At 59.4% G+C, this 20,281-nt stretch carries 22 protein-coding genes; 15 read left to right on the top strand and 7 right to left on the bottom strand.

Annotation, left to right across the window (positions count from 1 at the left end; all coding sequences use genetic code 11):
* Window positions 1-92: 92 nt before the first annotated feature.
* From serA to repA, 4 genes are all read right to left on the bottom strand, one after another.
* Window positions 93-1,331 (bottom strand): phosphoglycerate dehydrogenase, encoded by a 1,239-nt coding sequence (gene serA, locus AABF56_RS37230; RefSeq protein ID WP_064334790.1) that lies wholly within the window; start codon window positions 1,329-1,331, stop codon window positions 93-95.
* Window positions 1,332-1,978: 647 nt separating this feature from the next.
* Window positions 1,979-3,196, bottom strand: coding sequence for a plasmid replication protein RepC (gene repC / locus AABF56_RS37235; RefSeq protein ID WP_064334789.1), 1,218 nt, complete (start codon window positions 3,194-3,196; stop codon window positions 1,979-1,981).
* A gap of 171 nt (window positions 3,197-3,367) precedes the next feature.
* Window positions 3,368-4,354 carry a plasmid partitioning protein RepB gene (gene repB, locus AABF56_RS37240; RefSeq protein WP_064334788.1) on the bottom strand — a complete coding sequence of 329 codons (987 nt, stop codon included), beginning with the start codon at window positions 4,352-4,354 and terminating at the stop codon, window positions 3,368-3,370.
* A gap of 78 nt (window positions 4,355-4,432) precedes the next feature.
* On the bottom strand, window positions 4,433-5,551 hold the full coding sequence (gene repA, locus AABF56_RS37245; protein ID WP_242225022.1) for a plasmid partitioning protein RepA: 1,119 nt from the start codon (window positions 5,549-5,551) through the stop codon (window positions 4,433-4,435).
* Window positions 5,552-6,008: 457 nt separating this feature from the next.
* On the opposite strand from repA, the gene traI reads away from it, so the two are divergent.
* From traI to AABF56_RS37310, 13 genes are all read left to right on the top strand, one after another.
* Complete coding sequence (gene traI / locus AABF56_RS37250) at window positions 6,009-6,635, top strand: acyl-homoserine-lactone synthase (RefSeq protein WP_064334786.1); 627 nt, start codon at window positions 6,009-6,011, stop codon at window positions 6,633-6,635.
* Between the two features lie 3 nt (window positions 6,636-6,638).
* On the top strand, window positions 6,639-7,610 hold the full coding sequence (gene trbB / locus AABF56_RS37255) for a P-type conjugative transfer ATPase TrbB (RefSeq protein WP_064334785.1): 972 nt from the start codon (window positions 6,639-6,641) through the stop codon (window positions 7,608-7,610).
* On the top strand, window positions 7,600-7,986 hold the full coding sequence (locus AABF56_RS37260; protein WP_064334784.1) for a TrbC/VirB2 family protein: 387 nt from the start codon (window positions 7,600-7,602) through the stop codon (window positions 7,984-7,986). The genes trbB and AABF56_RS37260 overlap by 11 nt, the downstream gene beginning before the upstream one ends.
* Complete coding sequence (locus AABF56_RS37265) at window positions 7,979-8,278, top strand: conjugal transfer protein TrbD (RefSeq protein WP_064334783.1); 300 nt, start codon at window positions 7,979-7,981, stop codon at window positions 8,276-8,278. Before AABF56_RS37260 ends, AABF56_RS37265 begins: the two co-directional genes overlap by 8 nt.
* 10 nt (window positions 8,279-8,288) lie before the next feature.
* Window positions 8,289-10,742: a conjugal transfer protein TrbE gene (locus AABF56_RS37270; RefSeq protein WP_064334782.1), complete on the top strand. Its 2,454-nt coding sequence runs from the start codon at window positions 8,289-8,291 to the stop codon at window positions 10,740-10,742.
* On the top strand, window positions 10,714-11,517 hold the full coding sequence (gene trbJ / locus AABF56_RS37275) for a P-type conjugative transfer protein TrbJ (protein WP_064334781.1): 804 nt from the start codon (window positions 10,714-10,716) through the stop codon (window positions 11,515-11,517). The genes AABF56_RS37270 and trbJ overlap by 29 nt, the downstream gene beginning before the upstream one ends.
* Window positions 11,514-11,720, top strand: coding sequence for an entry exclusion protein TrbK (gene trbK / locus AABF56_RS37280; RefSeq protein ID WP_064334780.1), 207 nt, complete (start codon window positions 11,514-11,516; stop codon window positions 11,718-11,720). Before trbJ ends, trbK begins: the two co-directional genes overlap by 4 nt.
* Complete coding sequence (gene trbL, locus AABF56_RS37285; RefSeq protein WP_064334779.1) at window positions 11,714-12,895, top strand: P-type conjugative transfer protein TrbL; 1,182 nt, start codon at window positions 11,714-11,716, stop codon at window positions 12,893-12,895. Before trbK ends, trbL begins: the two co-directional genes overlap by 7 nt.
* 17 nt (window positions 12,896-12,912) lie before the next feature.
* Window positions 12,913-13,575 (top strand): conjugal transfer protein TrbF, encoded by a 663-nt coding sequence (locus AABF56_RS37290; protein WP_064334778.1) that lies wholly within the window; start codon window positions 12,913-12,915, stop codon window positions 13,573-13,575.
* A 16-nt stretch (window positions 13,576-13,591) separates the two neighbouring features.
* Window positions 13,592-14,404 (top strand): P-type conjugative transfer protein TrbG, encoded by an 813-nt coding sequence (gene trbG / locus AABF56_RS37295; protein ID WP_064334777.1) that lies wholly within the window; start codon window positions 13,592-13,594, stop codon window positions 14,402-14,404.
* A 2-nt stretch (window positions 14,405-14,406) separates the two neighbouring features.
* Window positions 14,407-14,844, top strand: coding sequence for a conjugal transfer protein TrbH (gene trbH, locus AABF56_RS37300; RefSeq protein ID WP_064334776.1), 438 nt, complete (start codon window positions 14,407-14,409; stop codon window positions 14,842-14,844).
* A 10-nt stretch (window positions 14,845-14,854) separates the two neighbouring features.
* Entirely contained in the window at window positions 14,855-16,159 is a 1,305-nt protein-coding gene (trbI, locus tag AABF56_RS37305) for an IncP-type conjugal transfer protein TrbI (protein ID WP_064334775.1), read from the top strand.
* Window positions 16,160-16,362: 203 nt separating this feature from the next.
* Window positions 16,363-17,064, top strand: coding sequence for an autoinducer binding domain-containing protein (locus AABF56_RS37310; RefSeq protein WP_084438747.1), 702 nt, complete (start codon window positions 16,363-16,365; stop codon window positions 17,062-17,064).
* A gap of 3 nt (window positions 17,065-17,067) precedes the next feature.
* Here AABF56_RS37310 and AABF56_RS37315 read toward each other — a convergent pair whose 3' ends face one another.
* The gene (locus AABF56_RS37315) at window positions 17,068-17,382 is read right to left on the bottom strand and encodes a transcriptional repressor TraM (RefSeq protein WP_145926151.1); all 315 of its coding nucleotides are present in this window, start codon (window positions 17,380-17,382) and stop codon (window positions 17,068-17,070) included.
* 292 nt (window positions 17,383-17,674) lie between these two features.
* Between AABF56_RS37315 and AABF56_RS37320 the strand changes: the two genes are divergently transcribed.
* Window positions 17,675-18,031, top strand: a complete 357-nt coding sequence (locus tag AABF56_RS37320; RefSeq protein ID WP_242224990.1) for a type II toxin-antitoxin system VapB family antitoxin — start codon at window positions 17,675-17,677, stop codon at window positions 18,029-18,031.
* Window positions 18,028-18,426 (top strand): type II toxin-antitoxin system VapC family toxin, encoded by a 399-nt coding sequence (locus tag AABF56_RS37325; RefSeq protein WP_064334773.1) that lies wholly within the window; start codon window positions 18,028-18,030, stop codon window positions 18,424-18,426. The genes AABF56_RS37320 and AABF56_RS37325 overlap by 4 nt, the downstream gene beginning before the upstream one ends.
* A 191-nt stretch (window positions 18,427-18,617) precedes the next feature.
* On the opposite strand, the gene AABF56_RS37330 is transcribed toward AABF56_RS37325, so the two are convergent.
* Entirely contained in the window at window positions 18,618-19,052 is a 435-nt protein-coding gene (locus AABF56_RS37330; RefSeq protein ID WP_064334772.1) for a hypothetical protein, read from the bottom strand.
* 396 nt (window positions 19,053-19,448) lie between these two features.
* Entirely contained in the window at window positions 19,449-20,225 is a 777-nt protein-coding gene (locus AABF56_RS37335; RefSeq protein WP_242224988.1) for a hypothetical protein, read from the bottom strand.
* Between the last annotated feature and the right edge of the window lie 56 nt (window positions 20,226-20,281).

A 20,281-nucleotide genomic window follows, 5' to 3' on the forward strand; every position in this document is an offset into this window, starting at 1 on the left:
CGGCGTGAAACTGTTAGGTCAAGTTTTGTCGTCGTTTTTTCACTTAGCGGCTCAATTGAAATCGGGACGCAAAAACCACAATCGGTCAGCTGTCAGTAGACCAATCGCGCTCGTATCGTTCCGGGAATTTCGCGTAAGGCCTGTAGGATGTCGTCGGCCTTTGCACAAATTCCTTCCGCCTCGATCACCACGTAGCCCGTGTCGCCATGGGTCTGAAGGAACTCAGCGACGATGTTCAGCCCCCGTGACGAGAAGATTTCGTTGAGCTGGATGAGCATGCCGGGGCGGTTTTCATGCACGTGAATGAAACGCGTGCCGTTCGGGCGCTCGGGCAGTTGTACCTGCGGAAAGTTGACGGCGCCCATCGTTGAGCCGATGTCGGAGTATTCGACCAGCTTCCTCGAAACCTCCCCGCCAATACGCTCTTGGGCTTCCTCAGTGGAGCCGCCGATATGCGGCGTCAGAATGACATTGCTCAAGCCTTGCAACGGCGTCTCGAAACGCTCGTTGTTCGATGCCGGCTCCTTAGGGAACACGTCCACGGCGGCACCCGCGAGATGGCCGTCTTTCAGGACTTTCGTAAGCGCATCGAGGTCAACCACCGTGCCGCGAGAATTGTTGATGAAGATGGCGCCCTTCTTCATACGGCGCAGTTCCGTTTCAGTGATCATATTATGCGTCGAGGGCGTTTCGGGAACGTGCATCGTCACATAGTCAGAGATTTCGAGAAGGTCGCCCAGCGAAGCCATCGACTCCGAGTTGCCGCGACGAAGCCGATCGGATAGATCGAAGTAGCGCACGACCATGCCCATGCTTTCGGCAAGCGCGCTGAGCTGCGATCCGATATTGCCGTAACCGACAATGCCGAGCGTTTTGCCGCGGACCTCCCGGCTGCCGACAGCGGACTTCTCCCACCCTCCTTGATGCGCGGAAGCCGAGCGCGGAAAAATCTGCCGGGTCAGCATAATAATCTCGCCGATCACAAGCTCGGCCACCGATCGCGTGTTCGAATACGGTGCATTGAACACCGGGATGCCGCGCCGCCGCGCTGCATCCAGATCGACCTGGTTCGTACCGACGGAAAAACAGCCAATCGCGATCAACTTCTTCGCGGATTCGAGGATCTCGTCCGTCAGCTGAGTGCGGGAGCGAATGCCGATGATGTGGGCGTCGGCGATGTGGCTCTTAAGATCCTTGTCGTCGAGCGCCTTCGGCAAGTGAATGAGATTGGTGTAGCCGGAGGAAGAAAAGTAGTCCACGGCGGTCTGGCTAATGCCTTCCAGCAGAAGCACGGAAATTCGGTCGCGTGGAAGTGAAAGTTCGCGGGTCATAAATGTTGCTCCGATTTCCGAAAGACCGATGTGGCATCGACGCTTATGAATTGTTTAAGCGCCCTGGCAGCCTAATATCAACACTTGGATACCGCGAACAGATCTCCGTCATCGCCCACATACTGAAAGCGATTGAACGGCAGAGCGCCTCCGCAGCGGACGCCGCTCGGCGAGACAAAATAGTCGCTCTCCTCCGTCAGGAACCTGCTCGGTAGCGCGGAAAAATGGTCTGTTCGAAACGCTACAGGGCCGTGACCGCAGGGTGAAACGCACACCAGCCAGTATGCTGAGAACAGAAAAGCCTGCCGCGGGAGGAGGTGCGGCAGGCTTTCCAAACTGTGATCGGCAACTGGGAGGAGGAGCGCCGCCGATCCGGTGCGAGCGATCAAGGGAGGAGAAGATCACTCGCTATATGAAGTTCGTGGGAGGAGGTACGAACGTCATGCAGACAATATGGTCCCGTCCGGCTTCGCCGAGAAGCCCGGATGGCTGCATGACAGCGTTGCAGGCCGCGTACGTCAATCGAAGTGCCCCACTGTCGGCCGGAACATAGTCGCTTGAATGCGTCCATCGCTCTCTTCGATCGCACATTCCTCAGAAGAGAAAGGCCGGGATACACTGGGCCACAGACCGTACCTTCCCACCCGCTATGCAGACCGTCGCTCGTCGCCGGCGCCGCTTCGCATTAGGGCCATGATCATCGGCCCGAGCGAGAATTCGCCCCGTTCGGCTCGTCTGGTGAGATCCCGTAGATAGCCACCGGGTGAATTGATGTGTCCTTCCCTTTCAAGGATGCAGGCAACCGCTGTCGCGGCGTTTTCCGCCCCCATCGTGTCGCACGCATCCTGATAGGCCGATGGGCTGATGCCGAGCATCGTTCTCACGACAACGGCGGCGCTCATTAGATCCCGCCAGCCGGAAATCGCTCCTCCTTGCGGCACATAGGCGGTGATTTCCGGGCAAGCACGCAGGATCATAGTCAACGGGAGCGATCCCATCGGCTTGACAATCCGTTTCGGTTCTTTCTCCAACGGCGCCCCCTGCTCTTTTCGAGAGCGAGGTTCAAGTTCACTAAGGGATTCGGGATTTGAATTCTGTATGTGGCATCCGATTTGGACAGCATTGCTATCCATTTTTTCTGCTTTTTGTTGCATATTCAGGATGTTGAGCACTTCATCGCGCAGAAGGCCCATTTCTACGAGGATCGCATCGACTTCAGTACGGCTTGGAGAGCGCGGAATCCGTCCGACAAGTGCGACAAACATAGCCTCAATCGTTTCCCAATCCCCATCCGCGCCCTCCTCGACCGCGGCCGTAATCAGCTTGCGAACATCCCTGCGGCAAATCGTAAGGGCTTCCTTCGCCCGCTTGAGCAACCGGCGTTCCTCTACGACCTGCTGGGCAAGAATCGCGAATTCCTCGACACGAGCCAGGAGTGGCGCGAGGCTGAAGCCATACGCTTGCTCGATCTCTCCGCCCTTCGCGCGGTGAGCGTACCGCTTACCGTTCGGACTATCGCGCCGGAAGATGATCCCTGCGTCGACAAGAACTGCCAGATGACGGCGCAACGTGGTGCCGGCAATGCCGTGGGCTCGATGGGAGAGCTGCTCGTTAGAGGGGAAGACCACCAGGCCGTGCTCCTCCGAAAGGTCGCTTTTGGGGTAGAAGCTCAAAAGCGCGTCCAGAACGGTGATCGCGCGATCCTGAAGGCCGAGTAGTCCGCGTGCCTCGCTCACGTCGCGGAACACCTTCCACTTGTCGATGGACTTGCCTGCCTTGATATCAGCCGCTTGAACCTGCCGATTCACGAGCGCAATCGACATCCGCCGCGGCCCAAAGGGCGCGGTTACATTTCCGACTTGCATTTTCCTTCACCTTTCAAAAGGCAAAAGACGTCCGCTCACCAAAACGGTGCCAAAATGTCCTCACCAGACTCTTGACGGGGATTCTCGGAAATGCGATTCTCTGGGTGCTAACTCGAGAAGGGCTTCCGGAATGTTTCGGGGGCCTTTTTCTTTTGCGGTTTCGAATCTCTCCTACGTTTCGCTACGCTCCTGGAACTCCCTGTAAAGACGCTCCAGATTGTCCGAAAGGTATGCTCCAAATCCGGAAGCATCCTTTGATTTCACGGCGATCGTAAACGACCGACCAGCATCTTTCGTAGCGACCTTCACCGCGTTTTCCGCCAATGCCCAGGTCCGCTCTGTCGGCCGGCTGGATGCCGGCTTCTTCTGCTTTTTTTTCGACAGTGCGTCCACGACTGCGGAGAATCGCTCTTCGATCGGCACATCGTCGAGCAGCCCTTCTCCAATCAAGGAAACAGCTTCGGCCGCCTTGGTAGGATGAAGAACGATCTTCTTGAGGTGTTCCCAGCGATCTCGGCCAATACCTCGTGCGGCGCCGATTGCCTCAAGAACTTCCCCAGGAATTTGTTCTGCTACAGCGAGCATGCGCGACAGAAGGGTGTCGTCGACCGTCAGGGCTGTTTTGATGTCTTCTTTTGAAATGCCTGCGGTCTGAAGCGTCTTCGCGAAAAGAGACTTCTCGATGAACGTCAGCCCGGCGCGTGCCGTGTTCTCTTGCCCTTGGGAGATAACGTAGTTGATCTCCTCCAACGGCTTAATTATCGCCCTTACGGTCGTCCCAAGTTCCTTCGCAACCTTCGTTCGACGGTGTCCAAAGACGATGATGTGTCGACCTTCGACTTCGGGGTTTGGCCTAACGAGAATTGGGGACGACTGGCCAGCCCTTTTGATCGCGTTCCGGAGCGCCTGATACTGCTCATCATCTTCGCCAATACGATCGCGAAACGGTGACGGATCAAGCGAGTCCGGATCGAGCTGGACGATGGATTCTCCCTCGAGGAAGCGGATCGAGTTCTCAGCCATCTCGTCGAGTGACTGCATCATAGACCGCGATGCACCGCGCCGCGCATATTCTGCTCGCGCTTCAGATGGTGCAGCGACCGATGCCTCTTCAGGGCGCATGCCGCCAATATTGGAGAGGAGATGCTTTCTAGCCATCGCTTTTCCTCAAATCTCTCATCATCTTGCTGTTTTTTATGTCTTTTTTTGCATTCTGCACGGCTGTCAAATCCAAGCCTACTTCCGCCCCCACGCCTGATGTACCAAAGAAGTGATCTCGCTATTCACCGCGTTCAACGACTCTATGGCGCGGTCATAGGTCGAACGAATGAACTGGTTCCGGTCCACCTCGTAGAGCGTCTGTTTCGTGATCCCGGCATCGGAAACCGCCGTAGACTTGAGCATTTGATTGCTGAGCATTCGTCGATTGAACATCGCTTGCATGAAGCCAACCATCTGGGCTTGAGGCCCATCAGTCGGCTCATACCGTGTGACGAGATATCTGAACCATTTAAGGCGCACCTTTGCCCCAGCGCTCTTGATGGACTGGAGTATCCCCCCAAGCATCAGCAAGAACTGGCTCATCGACATGATGTCCAACATCTGCGGATGCACTGTGATCAGAACCGACGTCGACGCAGTAAGCGCCGTCAGCGTGAGATAGCCGAGTTGCGGAGGGCAATCGATCACCACGACGTCGTACTTGTCGTCTACTTCTTTCAGCGCCTGACTAATGCGCGTGAAGAACATCCTGCCTTCAGGAGAATTCTTGTTCGATGCGGCTAACGGTGTTTCGTACTCGTATTCCTGCAGCTCAAGATTGGCCGGGACAATGTCCAGACCCGGAAAATTCGTGCTTTGGATAATCTCTGTGATCGAGCGGCGCTGCTTGTCGTAGCGGAGCGCCTCGAACAAGGACGGGTTCTTGTCCAACTCGGGCTGAATACCATGCAGAGCCGTGAGGGAAGCCTGGGGGTCGAGATCAATTGCAAGGACACGATGCCCCGTCAAAGCAAGGTATTGGGCCAGATGGGCAGTCGTCGTTGTCTTCCCACTACCCCCCTTGAAATTCACAACAGAGATGACCTGGAGACCCTCACCCTTGCGTCGATGGGGAACGTACTTCTTGAAGTCGCTGCGACCATACTTATCCAGAAACTGCCGAAGCTCGAGCATCTGCTCAGCTGTGTATGAACGCCGGCCCGATGAAGAGACTTGAGGCTGCGGCCCCTTTCCGTCAAGGTGCAACTTCTTGATATGGTTCTGGGTCACACCAAGGAACTCGGCGACCTCGGACAAAGAGAAAAGGCGGAGCCCCTTCTCGGCATTCGGTGGATACTGTTCGAGGCGCAGCATGTTGAGCTTGTCTGAGATGAGTTCCCCTTGTTCGAGAATCTCCTCATCAAAATCCAAGTCCAAGTCCGCTGCCAAGGTACGCTCAGTTTCCACTCGTGCCACCACTTTTTGAGAATAACGCTTTTCTCACCACGAATGCCGAGAAAGCGTGATTAGTATGGGCGATTCTCCAGTGGCCGCAAGGCGTTTTTGGTTAACGAAAGGTTAACGCCAAATGCCAGAAATTGTCGGCTAAATAAATTTCACAAGCGAATATAGTCACTTAAGGGACAACCACGCGACGGCACGCCGACGCGCTACTAACACTTTTGTTAGTAAAAATAGCTGAAAAAGGTGACCCAGCACCTGCCGATGCCCATCTCGGCACCAGAATCACCACTAACACTTCTGCGAGTAGATCTCCGCGCCGATTGGCAGCAAACCACCCTGCGTCTCAAACGCCAGGGAGATTTGTTCGATGCGAGTCACTGCTATTGCGAAGGCCCGAACCGCCTCAGAAATGAAGATCCTCGACGACATGCACCGTCTCAGGGCGCGCATTTTCCAGGGTCGCCTGTCCTGGAATGTCCGCTGCACCGACGGCCGCGAGTATGACGAGTTCGATGATCTGGCGCCGACCTACATCATCGCGCTCTCCAACCGCGATGCGGTCATAGGCTGCGCGCGTCTCCTGCCCGCGGTCGGAACGACGATGCTTGGTGCCGTCTTTCCGCAGCTTCTCAGGCGCGGCCAGCTCCCCGCTCATCCCCGGATGATCGAAAGTTCCCGGTTCTGCGTCGACACCGCATGCGAGGAGGGGAGGGCCGACGGTTCTCTGCATGGCGCGACGCTCACCATGTTCGCCGGCATCGTCGAGTGGTGCCTGACGAATGGCTACAACGAGATCGCGACCGCGACGGACGTGCGCTTCGAGCGCATCCTGAAACGTGCTGGCTGGCCGATGCAGCGTCTCGGCGATCCGAGCATGATCAACGAGACGCGCAGCGTCGCCGGGATCCTCCCCGCCGATGCCGCGAGCTTCAAGCGTTTGCGCCCTGCCGGTTATCACTCGGCGATCCCCACCCTCGGTAAGAAGGCGGCTTGAGCGATGACGTCCCATCACCACCACTCGCTTCCCCGCCTGATCTCCAAGCTGGAAAACGCGCTCGGCGACCATCTCTGCATCGCTCTCGATGATCCGAGTGTCGTCGAAATCATGCTCAACCCGGATGGAAAGCTCTTCATCGAGCGCCTCGGCCACGGCATCGCCGCCGCCGGCGAGATGACGCGCGCTGCCGCCGAGACGGTCATCGGGAGTGTTGCGCATGTCCTGAAATCGGAAGTGGACGAGGACAACCCTATTGTCTCGGGCGAGCTTCCCATCGGTGGGCACCGTTTCGAGGGGCTATTGCCGCCGGTGGTGGTGGGACCATCCTTCACCATCCGCCGGCGCGCATCGCAGCTCATCCCACTGGATGACTACATCCGGTCGAAGACCATGACGCCGATGCAGGCGTCGGTGATCCGGAATGCCGTCGAGTCGAAGCTCAACATCGTGGTGGCGGGCGGAACCGGCTCGGGCAAGACGACGCTGACGAACGCGATCCTTGCGGAGATCGTCGAGCATGCGCCCGAAGATCGGCTCGTCATTCTCGAAGACACGGCCGAGATTCAATGCGCGGCGGTGAACGCCGTGTGCCTGCACACCAGCGATACCGTCGATATGTCGCGTTTGCTGAAGAGCACAATGCGCCTCCGACCGGATCGCATCATCGTCGGCGAGGTGCGTGACGGCGCGGCGCTGACATTGCTGAAGGCGTGGAACACCGGACATCCGGGCGGCATCGCCACGATACACGCTAATTCGGCGCGTTCGGCGCTGCAACGCCTGGAGCAGCTCACGGCCGAAGCCAGCCAGCAGCCGATGCAAGCCGTCATCGGCGATGCGGTCGACCTCATCATCTTCATCGAGCGCGTCCCGAAAGGCAGGCGCGTGACGGAAATCCTTCATGTCAGCCGCTTCGCCGGCGGCCAATACCACACCGAACCATATGCAGAGGAAGAGCGCGATGCAGCGTAACCGGAACCCCTTTACCCTTGGCTGCTTCATCGCAATCGGCGCGATGGTGCTCGCTACGCCGGCACTTGCCGGCTCCGGCGGCGGTGGCCTGCCCTGGGAGGGACCGCTCGAACAGATTCAGGAATCGATCACTGGACCTGTCGCCGGCTATATCGCTCTCGCCGCGGTCGCCATCGCCGGAGGTATGCTGATCTTCGGCGGCGAGTTGAACGATTTCGCGCGGCGGCTGGTGTACGTCGTCCTCGTTGCCGGCCTTCTTCTCGGGGCGACACAGATCGTCGGCCTGTTCGGAGCGACCGGCGCCTCGATCGGACCAATCGAGGCTTGTTTGGACGTGAGCCCGGTTTCCGGAGGAGGGGAGGGGGCTCATGGCTGAGTCCTTTTCCGGCCTGCAGCGCAATCGCATTCATCGCGCCCTGTCCCGGCCGAACCTTCTGATGGGTGCGGACCGGGAGCTGGTGCTGATCACCGGGCTCGCGGCCGTCATCCTGATTTTCGTCGTCCTGACGGTCTATTCGGCGCTGTTCGGCATCGCCGTCTGGGTCGTCATCGTCGGAATCCTGCGCATGATGGCCAAGGCTGACCCGATGATGCGGAAGGTCTATATCCGCCATGTCTCCTACAGGCACACCTACAAGGCGACGACCTCGCCCTGGCGCCGGTACTAGGGAGGAGATGATGGTTGCTCTCCGCCGCTTCCGCGCCACCGGCCCATCCTTCGCGGATCTCGTTCCCTACGCCGGCCTAGTCGACAATGGGGTGCTCCTCCTGAAGGATGGCAGCCTCATGGCCGGCTGGTACTTTGCAGGTCCGGACGCCGAAAGCGCGACGGATCTCGAACGCAACGAGCTGTCGCGCCAGATCAACGCCATCCTGTCGCGGCTCGGCACGGGTTGGATGATCCAGGTCGAGGCCGTTCGCATCCCGACCGTCGACTACCCGTCACAGACCCGCTGCTTCTTCCCGGACCCAGTCACCCGCGCCATCGATGCAGAACGCCGCGCGCATTTCGAGCGGGAGCAAGGGCATTTCGAGAGCCGCCATGCACTCGTGCTGACTTATCGTCCGCTCGAATCGAAGAAGAGCGCGCTTAGCAAATACGTCTATTCGGATGAAGAGAGCCGCAAGAAATCCTATGCGGACACGGTCCTCTTCATCTTCAAGAACGCGATTCGGGAGATCGAGCAATATCTCGGCAACACTCTTTCGATCCGGCGCATGGAGACGCGCGAGACCGTCGAGCGGGGAGGGGAGCGCGTCGCGCGATATGACGAGTTGCTCCAGTTCGTGCGCTTCTGCATCACCGGCGAGAACCATCCGATCCGTCTACCGGATGTGCCGATGTATCTCGACTGGATCGCAACGGCCGAACTTCAACACGGCCTGACCCCGAAAGTCGAAAACACATTCCTCGGCGTCGTCGCGATCGACGGCCTGCCGGCCGAGAGCTGGCCGGGCATCCTCAACAGCCTTGACCTGATGCCGCTGACCTATCGCTGGTCGTCGCGTTTCATTTTCCTCGATGCAGAGGAGGCGCGCCAAAAGCTCGAGCGGACCAGGAAGAAGTGGCAGCAGAAGGTCCGTCCGTTCTTCGACCAGCTATTTCAGACGCAAAGCCGGTCAGTCGACCAGGATGCGCTGACCATGGTGGCCGAGACCGAGGACGCGATCGCACAGGCATCGTCCCAGCTGGTCGCCTATGGCTACTATACGCCGGTCGTGATCCTCTTCGATCATGACCGCGAAGCGCTTCAGGAGAAGGCCGAAGCGATCCGCCGTCTCGTGCAGGCCGAGGGCTTCGGCGCCCGCATCGAGGGCCTTAACGCCACCGACGCCTATCTCGGCAGCCTGCCGGGCAACTGGTTCTGCAATGTCCGCGAGCCGCTGATCAATACCAGCAATCTCGCGGACCTCGTCCCGCTCAACTCGGTCTGGTCCGGAAGCCCGGTGGCGCCTTGCCCGTTCTATCAGGAAGGCTCGCCGCCGTTGATGCAGGTTGCCAGCGGTTCCACACCGTTCCGCCTCAATCTCCATGTCGACGACGTCGGGCACACGCTGATCTTCGGCCCGACCGGCTCCGGCAAGTCAACCTTGCTCGCGCTGATCGCGGCGCAGTTCCGCCGCTACGAGCGCGCGCAAATCTTCGCGTTCGACAAGGGCAATTCACTCTATCCGCTGACGCTTGCCGCCGGGGGCGATCATTACGAGATCGGGGGCGACGCTGAGGAGGGGAGGGCGCTCGCGTTCTGCCCGCTCTCGGACCTCGCGACGGACGGAGACCGGGCCTGGGCAAGCGAGTGGATCGAAACGCTCGTCGCCCTGCAAGGCGTGACGATCACACCGGACCACCGCAATGCGATTTCGCGACAGATCGGGCTGATGGCCAATGCTCCCGGCCGCTCACTCTCCGACTTCGTGTCGGGCGTTCAGATGCGGGAGATCAAGGATGCTCTGCACCACTACACGGTGGACGGACCGATGGGGCAACTCCTCGATGCCGAGCGGGACGGGCTTACGCTCGGTGGGTTCCAGTGCTTCGAGATCGAGCAGCTCATGAATATGGGCGAACGCAGCCTGGTCCCGGTGCTGACTTATCTCTTCCGCCGCATCGAGAAGCGTCTCGATGGTGCGCCGAGCCTTATTGTTCTGGACGAAGCATGGCTGATGCTCGGCCATCCGGTCTTCCGGTCAAAGATCCGCGAATGGCTCAAGGTGCTGCGCAAGGCCAACTGCGCCGTGGTCCTGGCCACGCAGTCGATCTCGGACGCGGAGCGTTCCGGCATCATCGATGTGCTGAAGGAATCCTGCCCAACCAAGATCTGCTTGCCGAACGGCGCGGCGCGCGAGCCGGGCACGCGGGAATTCTACGAGCGGATCGGCTTCAACGAGCGGCAGATCGAAATCGTCTCCACCGCCATCCCGAAGCGCGAATACTACGTCGCCACCCCGGACGGCCGCAGGCTGTTCGATATGTCGCTCGGACCTGTCGCGCTGAGTTTCGTCGGCGCCTCCGGCAAGGATGACCTGAAGCGTATCCGCGCCCTGAAATCCGAGCATGGCCAGGAATGGCCGGCCCATTGGCTTCAATCGAGAGGAGTTTCCGATGCCATCGACGTCCCCAGCAAAACGTAAGCTCGCCCGCGCGCTCGTCGCCGCCGCAATCACCTTCGGCACAGCCACACCGGCGCTTTCCGGCGCGGCCACCGGCGAGGCGACGGAGTTGACCCAGCTCGCCAACAACGCGGAACTGATCAAGCTGCTGGAAAGCTCGGGCGTGCAGGTCGAGAACCAGCTGACGCAGATCAGCCAGCTCGCCGAGCAGATCCAGAACCAGTTGAAGATGTACGACAACATGCTGCAGAACACCGCGCAGCTTCCGGACCACATCTGGGGACAGGTGGAGCAGGATCTAGGACAGCTCCGCGATGTCGTCAGGCAGGGGGAGGGCATCGCCTTCTCGATGGGCAATGCCGACGACGTCCTCCAGCAGCGTTTCAAGAGCTATGCCGACCTGAAGGACAATCTCCCGAACAAGGAAAGCTTCGCCACGGCCTACCAGAACTGGTCCGACACGAACCGCGGCACCATCGCCGGCACGCTCAGTGCTGCCAGCCTGACCGCCGACCAGTTCGACAGCGAGGAAAGCACGATGAAGGAGCTGCGCGGCATGTCCGAGAGCGCCGACGGCCAGATGAAGGCCCTGCAGGTCGGCCATCAGATCGCGGCGCAGCAGGTCGATCAGATGCAGAAGCTGCGTGGCCTCGTTTCCCAGCAGATGACGATGATGGGCACCTGGCTTCAGACCGAGCAGTCCGACAAGGATCTCGCGCAGGTACGACGTGACCGGTTCTTCAACGCCGAGGTCAAGTCCATTCCAGAAGGTCAGAAGATGGAGCCGCGCTGGTGAACCGGTCCCTCGTCATATTCATCGGCTCTGTGGCGGCGGCCGCAGCTCTATCGGTCGCAGCTACGGTTCTCATCCTCAAGACCGGCGACACGAGCAAGCCAGCGATGTCGGAGGAGCAGCGGGCCGCACGCGAAAAATTCTTCGGTTCCGGCAAGGAATTGCCGCCGATCGAAAAAGGGCAGGAGATGCGTCCGCGATGGTGAAAGCCGATCTTGAGCGCACCGCCGTCATCACGGCCCTGTTGTGCTTCGCGCTTGCCGCGCCGGCCTTTGCACAACAGGGCCAGGTGCTGACCGAGCTGGAAAACCAGGTCTCATCGGCTGCAAAGGGGTGGGAGACCACGATCATGGATGCGGCGCGATCCCTGTTCTGGATCTTGGCCGGAATCGAGATTGGCATCGCCGCGGTGTGGCTCGCGATCCAGGCGGCGTCGCTCGACAGCTGGTTTGCCGAACTGGTCCGCCGCATCATGTTCATTGGCTTCTTCGCGTTCGTTCTCGATCAGGGACCGACGTTCGCGCGCGCTGTTGTGGACAGCCTTTTCCAGATTGGCTCCGGCGGTGGCTCGGCCTCGCCGGCGGAAGTGTTCGACGCCGGCATCCGGGTTGCATCGCAGATGTCGCAGCAGGCCCAATTCGGTGTCTTCGAAGACAATGCGCTCGCGATCGCCGCTGTGCTTGCCATGGGCATCGTCGTCATCTGCTTCTCGCTGGTGGCGGCGATCTTCGTCAGCGTCATGGTGGAAATGTATGTCGGCCTGCTCGCCGGCATGATCATGCTGGGTCTTGGCGGGTCATCGTTCACGAAGGACTTCGCCATTCGCTATCTCGTCTACGCCTTCGGGGTCGGGATGAAGCTGATGGCGCTCGTGATGATCTCGCGGATCGGCTCGGAGGTTCTCATCGGATTGGCGCAGGCGCCAACCGCCGAGAGCGATCAGTTCATCACGACGCTCGCGATCGCGGGCATTTCGGTCGTGGTGTTCATCATCGCAATGTACGTGCCGAACATCATGCAGGGCGTCGTGCAGGGCGCCTCGGTGACGGGAGGAATGGAAACCATCCGCCACGGAGGGCAGGCCGCGTCCTTCGCCGCCGGTGCAGGATTCCTCGCAGCCGGTGCGGCTGGCGCAGGCTTTGCGGCGGCCCAGGCCGCCCGCGCCGCAGGCTCGTCCATCGCCGGCGCAGCAGCTCGTGGCGTCGGCGCTGGTATCGGTTCGGGCGCGAAAGCTGCCGGCTCGGCCGCCAAGGAAAAGGCGATTGGTTCGCCTGGCGCCTATGCCGGCTCGATCCTCGGCCTTGCGAACGCCAAGCTCGACGAGAAACGTGGCGGCAGCAGCGGCACAAAACCGTTCCCCGAACGCAACGACAAACCATAAGAAGAAGAGATTGATCGATGGCAGCAGATCGCGCCCCTGAAAACCCTTATCTCGCCGCGCGTCAGGAATGGTCCGAGCGATACGGCTCCTACGTCCAGTCGGCGCGGGCCTGGCGCATCGTCGGCATTCTCGGCCTGACCATGGCCGTGATCGGCTTCAGCTATGCCATGTATCTGAGCACTCAGGTCAAGTTGGTGCCCTATATCGTCGAGGTCGACAAACTCGGCACCTCCGTCACGGTCGGCTTTCCCGAGCAGATCGAATACGCCGATGCCCGCGTCGTGCGCGCGACGCTCGGCAACTTCGTGACCAGCTTCCGATCCATCACGCCGGATGCCGTCGTGCAGAAGCAATATATCGACCGGACCTATGCGCTGCTTCGGACATCCGACCCCTCGACCCAGAAGATCAATTCCTGGTTTCGGGGAAACTCGCCGTTCGAGAAAGCGAAGACCTCGACGGTCGCGATCGAGGTCAACAACATCGTGGCGCTCTCCAACCAGACCTATCAGGTCGACTGGACGGAATATGAGCGCGACCGGAAGGGCAAGGAAACCGGAACACGGCGTTTCCGCGGCATTGCCACGGTCTCGCTAACGGCGCCCCAGGACGAGTCGACCATCCGGCTCAACCCCATCGGTCTCTACGTCCAAGACTTCGACTGGACAGCACAGCTTTAAGGGCAGGGAACATCAAATGCACAGATCAGGATCGATCGCGGCCGCCGGCTGCATGGCCGCACTCGTGTTCGCCTCCGGCGCACTCGCGCAAAACATGACGACGAACGAGGTGAGGGGAACCAACATTTCGGGCAAATGGCGTGGAACGCCCGGTCTCGTCGCCAAGGGCGCGGATGGCAAGGTCATCTTCCTCTACGGGGAAACCCAGCCGTCGGTCGTCTGCTCCCCGCTTCAGGTCTGCGACATCGAATTGCAAGGTGGCGAGATCGTGCGCGACGTCCTTGTGGGCGACACTGTGCGGTGGAAGGTCGAGCCAGCCACCTCGGGCGCAGCTGGGGGACAGGCGATCCACCTGATCGTGAAACCTTCGGAAGCCGGGCTTGTCACGTCGATGGTCATCACGACGTCGCGGCGGACCTATCACATGCAGCTCAAGTCCCATCCGAGCCAGTACATGGCCCGTGTCGGTTTTGAGTATCCGGAGGACGTCTCCACGAAGCTTGCGGACATCAATGCCCGGCTGGAGACGGGCGGCATCCCTGGCACCGCGCCCGACAAGCTGAACTTCTCCTACTCTGTCAGCGGCAGCGCGGCATGGAAGCCGAAGCGGGTCTATTCGGACGGCACGAAGACCTACATCCAGTTCCCCCGTTCGATCGGTGGGCAAGACGCGCCGGTGCTGTTCGTCGTCAGCGGCGGCCAGAACCGGATCGTCAACTACAGAATGAAGAATGACATGATGATCGTCGACTATGCGGTCGACAAGGCGATCCTCGTTTCCGGGGTCGGCTGGCGACAGCAGAAGATCACCATCCGGCGGGGAGGATAACGATGAAGCGATTGCTTCCCCTCATTCTCGCCGCCGGCCTGCTCTCCGCCTGCCAGACGGCCGACGACGGCCTCTCAACCAACTCGGCGCCGGCCGTCATCTCAGGTCCTGCCGCCAGCGCCATCGCCGGCGATATGGCGAGCCGCCTTGCCGAGCAGATCGGGCCGGCCGGAAGCACGACGCTCAAGATGGACAAGGGCACGTCCGAATTCGCCGTCGCGCTCGAGGCGGCGTTGAAAGGCTGGGGTTTCACCGTCGTCACCGACAGCCAGGTCGAGAAGGGCACAAGACCCATCAAACTCGAATACGGGATCGACAGCATGGACGGACAGGTGCTCGCCCGCCTGTCCACGCCGACAGTCGCGCTCGGCCGCGCCTATGCGGCGACTCCGGGCGGCGCCACGCCGGCGAGCCCGCTTTCGATCATGCAGCGGAACTGAGGAGAAGATCATGGTTCAGTCGCTTCAGCTCGGAACGGCCACTCAGGACGACGACCAAAAGGGCATGCGTCGTCTCAATCGGTTGCCGATCGTCGCGGCGATCATCTTCATCGTGCTGTTCATTGGCGTGGTGGTGATCGGCCTCTCCTGGCGCGGCCTGCCTTTCGGGCGCAACAACGATCTCGACAGCGCCTCGAACACATCGGCCTCGACCTATGGCGACAAGCTCAAGCAAGGCGTATCCGACGGGATTATCGGCGAGCCGGAACAGCGCGAGGTTTTCCAGCCGACGCCTGCGGCCGAACGGCAGGCGGAGGAGAAAAGCGTTCCTGCGGAGTTGCCTCGTCGGACCGAACGGGAAGAGCGTCGGCCGAAGCTGGAATCGCGGGAGGAGTGGCTGGCGCGCCTGGAGCGCGAGCAGGAAGAGCAATATATCCGTGAGAAGTATCGCCAGAGTATGGCACGCTTGCAGGCCCGCGCCGGTGCGCTGGACTCGCCGGTGAAGGTCGACATCTCCGATCTCGGACGCACCAGCACCGATACGGCCACAACAAATGGGCAGCGGCTGGCCACTGCGCCGAGCGGCACATCCGACCTCTACGCGGCGGCGATGAAGTCCGGGCTGCTTGGGCAGAACGTCGACCAGAACGGCCAGACTTCGAAGGAAGAATTCTTCAATCAGGACATCAAGGATCTTGGCTATTTGCCCAACCGCGTCGTTCCACAATTCTCGCCCTACGAGCTGAAACGCGGCTCGGTCATACCCGCGACGCTTATCACCGGCCTGAACTCGGACCTACCCGGACGCATCACCGCGCAGGTCAGCCAGAATGTCTATGACAGCGCCACGGGCTACCGGCTTCTCGTTCCGCAGGGCGCCAAGCTGTTCGGGCGCTACGACTCGAAGGTGTCCTTTGGCCAAAGCCGCGTTCTCGTCGTGTGGACCGACCTGATCTTCCCGAACGGCTCAACGCTGCAAATCGGCGGTATGGCCGGCACGGACGCGGAAGGCTATGGCGGGTTCAAGGACAAGGTGGATCGCCACCTCTGGCGGACATTCGGCTCGGCCGCGCTCGTCGCGATCATCGGGACCGGGATCGATATGTCCTTGCCCGAGAGTTCGACGCTCGCGACGCAGGACACCGCGTCAGATGCAGCAAGGCGCAACTTCGCGGAATCCTTCGGCCGCGTGGCGGAGCAGACGATTTCGAAGAACCTCAACGTGCAGCCGACCATCCGCATCCGTCCCGGCTATAAGTTCAACGTCCTCGTCGATCAGGACATTATCTTTCCCGCCGCTTACGCATCGCGATAGTACGGAAACTGCACACATTCCATACAGTTCGTGAGGTTTGCGTAACCTTCAACCCTGCCGCAACGAAAGCGTCATGGAAATGTCTTCTTTTTTCGCCTATCGATTTCTAACGCCCGCAAGTTGTTGTAGCATCCGCTAATCGCGACACGCGCGTACTAGCCGCACCAGCTTTGTTGCGGCGTTTCGAGCGATGGAGGTATCGATTGAATCAGTGGTTCGTGCGGCTCACCGAGCAGATGTCGCTTGCGCATGATGATGCCGCGGTGGCGGATGTCCTCCAGAAGATGACCAGCGATGCGGGTTTCAGCTACTTCGCCTATCTCAACCTGCAGGCGGAGACCCAGACCGCGATCTCGACCTATCCCAAAGAATGGCAGGTACGGTACTTCGAGAAGAAGTTTGCACACATTGATCCGGTGGTGCTCAACGCGAAATCCCGCCCTGAAGCATTTGCCTGGTCGAATACGGTGACGCCGGGAATGACCAAGGAGCGCCGCGCGTTCTACGGCGAGGCGTCGGAGTTCGGTATCCGCTCCGGTATCTCCGTTCCGATCAACACGGGCTTCGGTCGCATGGCGATGCTGACTTTGGCATCGGATGAACCGAATGCAGGGGAGGGGCTCGACTTCAGCCCGGTCATGGCCGCCGCTTCATTTGGCCAGGTGCATTCGCGAATGGAAGTCATGCGCGTGCGCCCGACGCGTGTCACCCGCATTCGGATGAAAGCGAACGAGTTGACCTGCCTTCGCTGGTGCTCGGAGGGTAAGACGGCGAGGGACATCGCCGACATTGAGAACACGACCTATGGCAACGTCCGCTTCTTCATTCGCAATGCGAAAAACGCGCTCGGCGTAACGTCGTTGGCCCAAGCGACGGCTTTAGCCAAGGAACTCGGCCTGATCTAACCTTCAGTGAGGCTTTTTCGTCAGCGTCTCGGGTATGTATCCAAGAATGTCAAGAAGCGTCGAAACGACCGTCTGTTGCGCATGGACGGCGATCATCGCCGAGATAAAGGCACGGTTGGTGTCGACGCCCGCGCCCGACGGTTGCGATTCCAGGATCGTCTCGAGTCGTATCGCCTCGTCGCGCAGACGGCGGTGCTTTTCCAGTTCCTCAATGACGAACTGCTCGATCTCCTGTGGCTCCAAGCCATTCATGAGGCCGATCAGCGGCCGCAGCACTAACTTGTTTCCCGACACGGTATCATCGTCAGACACATCCACCACATTCACCCACAAAATGGCGTCCGCGGTGCGTCCCCGCCAACTATCCCTTGACCCCAGACCGGGGGTTAGAAAACCGAACACAGTCGGCCCCTGAGACCTTTAGCGACGAGCGCCTGGACATGCGTCACAGGCCCCCGGCCAAATAGCCAGAGGATCCGATATCGTTTCGGCCGATATCCGCCGCTGTGTTCGAGGTTTCTAAGCCTCGAGGCGGTACGGTGCCGCCTTGGAGTTTGTATAGAAAATCTGCTCGCCCAGCGCCAGTCCCGTTTCGGGACTGTCTGGTAACATGGTTTCCAACCGATCGGCCGGGACCTCGCTCGTCGATGGGTTGCCGCATCTGTATTTTCGTCGAAAAATGAACTATATGTGGCTGATCCATTTGAGAGAGACGATGCTGCACCTCACACACGACACCGAACAGCTTGCCCGCAAGGTTGCGGCTCGCGCTGGCCGCAGGCCTGAAGACCTCATTCGCGCTGCGCTCGAGCGCGAAGCGAGAGAACTCGGCGTGTACACTGACCAACCAGCACGGCGCCGGATGACCGTTGAACAGATGATGGCTGTGGGAAAAAAGGTATCTTCGCTGCCACTGCTTGATCCGCGCTCTCCGAAAGAAATTCTGGATGATCTGAACGAGCAATGATCGTCGTCGATTCTTCTGCAGTGATCGCCATTCTCGAAAACGAGGATGATGCAATCGTTTTTGCCCGAGCGATCCAACAGGCCGACAATCTTACGATGTCAGCGGTCAATGCGCACGAATGCGCCGTGGTTCTCCGCGGCCGGCGCGGTCCCGAAGGGGAGCAGATCGCATGGACGTTCTTGGCTGACAACGACGTTAGTATCTCGTCATTCGATGAGATCCAGGCCCGTGGAGCATCCGAGGCGTTCGGAAGATACGGAAAGGGTATTGATCCGAGGGCCAGGCTGAATCTAGCTGACTGCGCCGCCTATACGCTTGCAAAAAGCCTGTCAGCGCCTCTGCTGTTCAAAGGGGAAGACTTCATCCATACGGATGTAACCGTCGCCGTTCGATAAAAAGCAAACTGCTGAATCAAGTGGTTCGAGCGGGATTTGCTTGGCGTATAGATACTCTGAATTTCGGTTGGGATGCGGACTGACATGTTTCGGGCGTCTATGCCACGGAGGCTGTCTTTTACCGGGCCAACGAGCTTCGGCGGTGAAACCAATGCCGCGTGTCAACTTTAGGACAGCCAATCGCATGGCAATTAGTGTCTATCCCCATTGCCGAATCCAGCCTTCTGCTGAAGGCGTTCGTAAATAGTGATAAACGTCAGGAGTGCCCCGAGCCAAGCTACCGGGTAGCCCAGTGCTCGGCTGAGTCCTCGCCAAACAAAACTTCGATTATAGTCCTCAACATCAATGTTTCGGGCGTTCCGCTCGACATTGCGCGATTGTCGTGCCTGCAGTTCCGCGATTGTTCCGGCCGGCATACCGCCGGAATTGCTCATGAAATCATCGAAATTGTCGTACTGCTGAACGGTAAAATTCGGTTCATAGTCTTCATACTGCTTTGGAGAAAACAAGACGATCTCGAAAATCAGTACATAGAGAATCCAGACAACAGAGCCGGCGATCGAAAGCATCCAAAACTGCCTCTCCACCTTGCTCCAAGACTGCGAACCATACAGCATCTTCTCCATGCCATTATCCTCAGAAAGCCTTTCGCTCTAGGGTGCAATACCATCAGGATTACGATGCCGCTTCAAGGGGGGGGCGGCACGCACAAATCAATACCTGCTTTTAAAGAGGTAGACTGGAGCAGGATCGGGCGACGCAAATCTGAAGTCAGCTTTTCCCGCATTGACACCCGAAGCCTGCCTGTCCAGTTCCAACCCAACCCGACGTGAGGTTTCGAGTGGTGACATGCGCACATCGAACGGCGACAATGAAGGTCGCACGCTGCCCGGCCACTTCGAGGCGGGTAACCGACCGTCTGCTTTCGGGCGGCTTTTTGCGAAAGCGGACTATTGATCTGGCATGATGGGTCAGGAGTGGGCGGCTAACTGTAGGCTGCGAGCTATCGAAATCCGGTCAGGTCAATCATTCGCCTCCTTTTCGGCGTTTTCGGGCGTCTCCAATTTCATCAGCCCGCTGTCGATCAGGATCTTCTTCGCGATCACTAACAGCTTCAACTCGTCCTCATGAAACTCCTCGCCTGTGAGGCCACGGTGAACCTCGTCGGCCAGTTGGGCGATCATGGTGATGTAGCTTACGTGCAGCGCGTAGAGATTCTGCGAAAGGTCCTTGTGGTAGATGGGCAGTAGAGATGGTCCTCGTTTTTCGCCCATCTCCATAATCACGATGTCCTTTAGGAGCTGCGCCTGTGATACGTGGGCCGCGCCGCTCAGGTCGCCGTAGACCTGCCCCATGTTCTTGAGGACGCCGATCGTCGCGAATGGTGTTTTAGCGTCCTTGCGGCGCCCAGCAGAATACTCCTCCACGGCGGCAACGATTTCATGCTCCTGACGCAGCAACGTCGCTGCCTGCGGATAGAGACCCTCGACGATGGCGGTCTCAACGAATTGGATGCCCTGCACGAAATGGGCGATCAATGTCATTTGGCCGTGGATGTCTACCCTGTCCTCAGGGATGGACTTACCAGCAATGCGGGACAGGAAGTTCACCAACGCACTGATCGCCGAAGCGTGCGCCTGACTTATATCGGGGAAGAGCTTCTCGGCCTTGAACTTCTTGCGGTTTTTCTCGCACTGCTCCATGACCATGCCGCCATAGATGGTCACGGGACCCAGCGTCTTCTCGCCAATGTTTCCCATCTTCGCCATCCAGTCGCTGCCGAATTTCCAGTCGCTCATAGCTGCTCCTTTTCGATAGAGCCTAGCCCACTGCGCCGACGTTCGGCACGCATGCC

Source organism: Shinella sp. WSC3-e, from assembly GCF_945994535.1.
Lineage (GTDB): Bacteria > Pseudomonadota > Alphaproteobacteria > Rhizobiales > Rhizobiaceae > Shinella > Shinella yambaruensis.

What these genes read in the sequence shown, in the direction of transcription:
- trbB (WP_064334785.1), top strand. Translation starts at nt 6,639, where the DNA reads ATGACGTCCCATCACCACCACTCGCTTCCCCGCCTGATCTCCAAGCTG.
- repC (WP_064334789.1), bottom strand. Translation starts at nt 3,196, where the DNA reads ATGCAAGTCGGAAATGTAACCGCGCCCTTTGGGCCGCGGCGGATGTCG.
- trbJ (WP_064334781.1), top strand. Translation starts at nt 10,714, where the DNA reads ATGCCATCGACGTCCCCAGCAAAACGTAAGCTCGCCCGCGCGCTCGTC.
- repA (WP_242225022.1), bottom strand. Translation starts at nt 5,551, where the DNA reads ATGCTGCGCCTCGAACAGTATCCACCGAATGCCGAGAAGGGGCTCCGC.
- AABF56_RS37290 (WP_064334778.1), top strand. Translation starts at nt 12,913, where the DNA reads ATGGCAGCAGATCGCGCCCCTGAAAACCCTTATCTCGCCGCGCGTCAG.
- AABF56_RS37330 (WP_064334772.1), bottom strand. Translation starts at nt 19,052, where the DNA reads ATGGAGAAGATGCTGTATGGTTCGCAGTCTTGGAGCAAGGTGGAGAGG.
- AABF56_RS37325 (WP_064334773.1), top strand. Translation starts at nt 18,028, where the DNA reads ATGATCGTCGTCGATTCTTCTGCAGTGATCGCCATTCTCGAAAACGAG.
- trbL (WP_064334779.1), top strand. Translation starts at nt 11,714, where the DNA reads ATGGTGAAAGCCGATCTTGAGCGCACCGCCGTCATCACGGCCCTGTTG.
- trbI (WP_064334775.1), top strand. Translation starts at nt 14,855, where the DNA reads ATGGTTCAGTCGCTTCAGCTCGGAACGGCCACTCAGGACGACGACCAA.
- repB (WP_064334788.1), bottom strand. Translation starts at nt 4,354, where the DNA reads ATGGCTAGAAAGCATCTCCTCTCCAATATTGGCGGCATGCGCCCTGAA.
- AABF56_RS37265 (WP_064334783.1), top strand. Translation starts at nt 7,979, where the DNA reads ATGGCTGAGTCCTTTTCCGGCCTGCAGCGCAATCGCATTCATCGCGCC.
- AABF56_RS37335 (WP_242224988.1), bottom strand. Translation starts at nt 20,225, where the DNA reads ATGAGCGACTGGAAATTCGGCAGCGACTGGATGGCGAAGATGGGAAAC.
- AABF56_RS37260 (WP_064334784.1), top strand. Translation starts at nt 7,600, where the DNA reads ATGCAGCGTAACCGGAACCCCTTTACCCTTGGCTGCTTCATCGCAATC.
- trbG (WP_064334777.1), top strand. Translation starts at nt 13,592, where the DNA reads ATGCACAGATCAGGATCGATCGCGGCCGCCGGCTGCATGGCCGCACTC.
- serA (WP_064334790.1), bottom strand. Translation starts at nt 1,331, where the DNA reads ATGACCCGCGAACTTTCACTTCCACGCGACCGAATTTCCGTGCTTCTG.
- AABF56_RS37320 (WP_242224990.1), top strand. Translation starts at nt 17,675, where the DNA reads ATGGTTTCCAACCGATCGGCCGGGACCTCGCTCGTCGATGGGTTGCCG.
- traI (WP_064334786.1), top strand. Translation starts at nt 6,009, where the DNA reads ATGCGAGTCACTGCTATTGCGAAGGCCCGAACCGCCTCAGAAATGAAG.
- AABF56_RS37270 (WP_064334782.1), top strand. Translation starts at nt 8,289, where the DNA reads ATGGTTGCTCTCCGCCGCTTCCGCGCCACCGGCCCATCCTTCGCGGAT.
- trbH (WP_064334776.1), top strand. Translation starts at nt 14,407, where the DNA reads ATGAAGCGATTGCTTCCCCTCATTCTCGCCGCCGGCCTGCTCTCCGCC.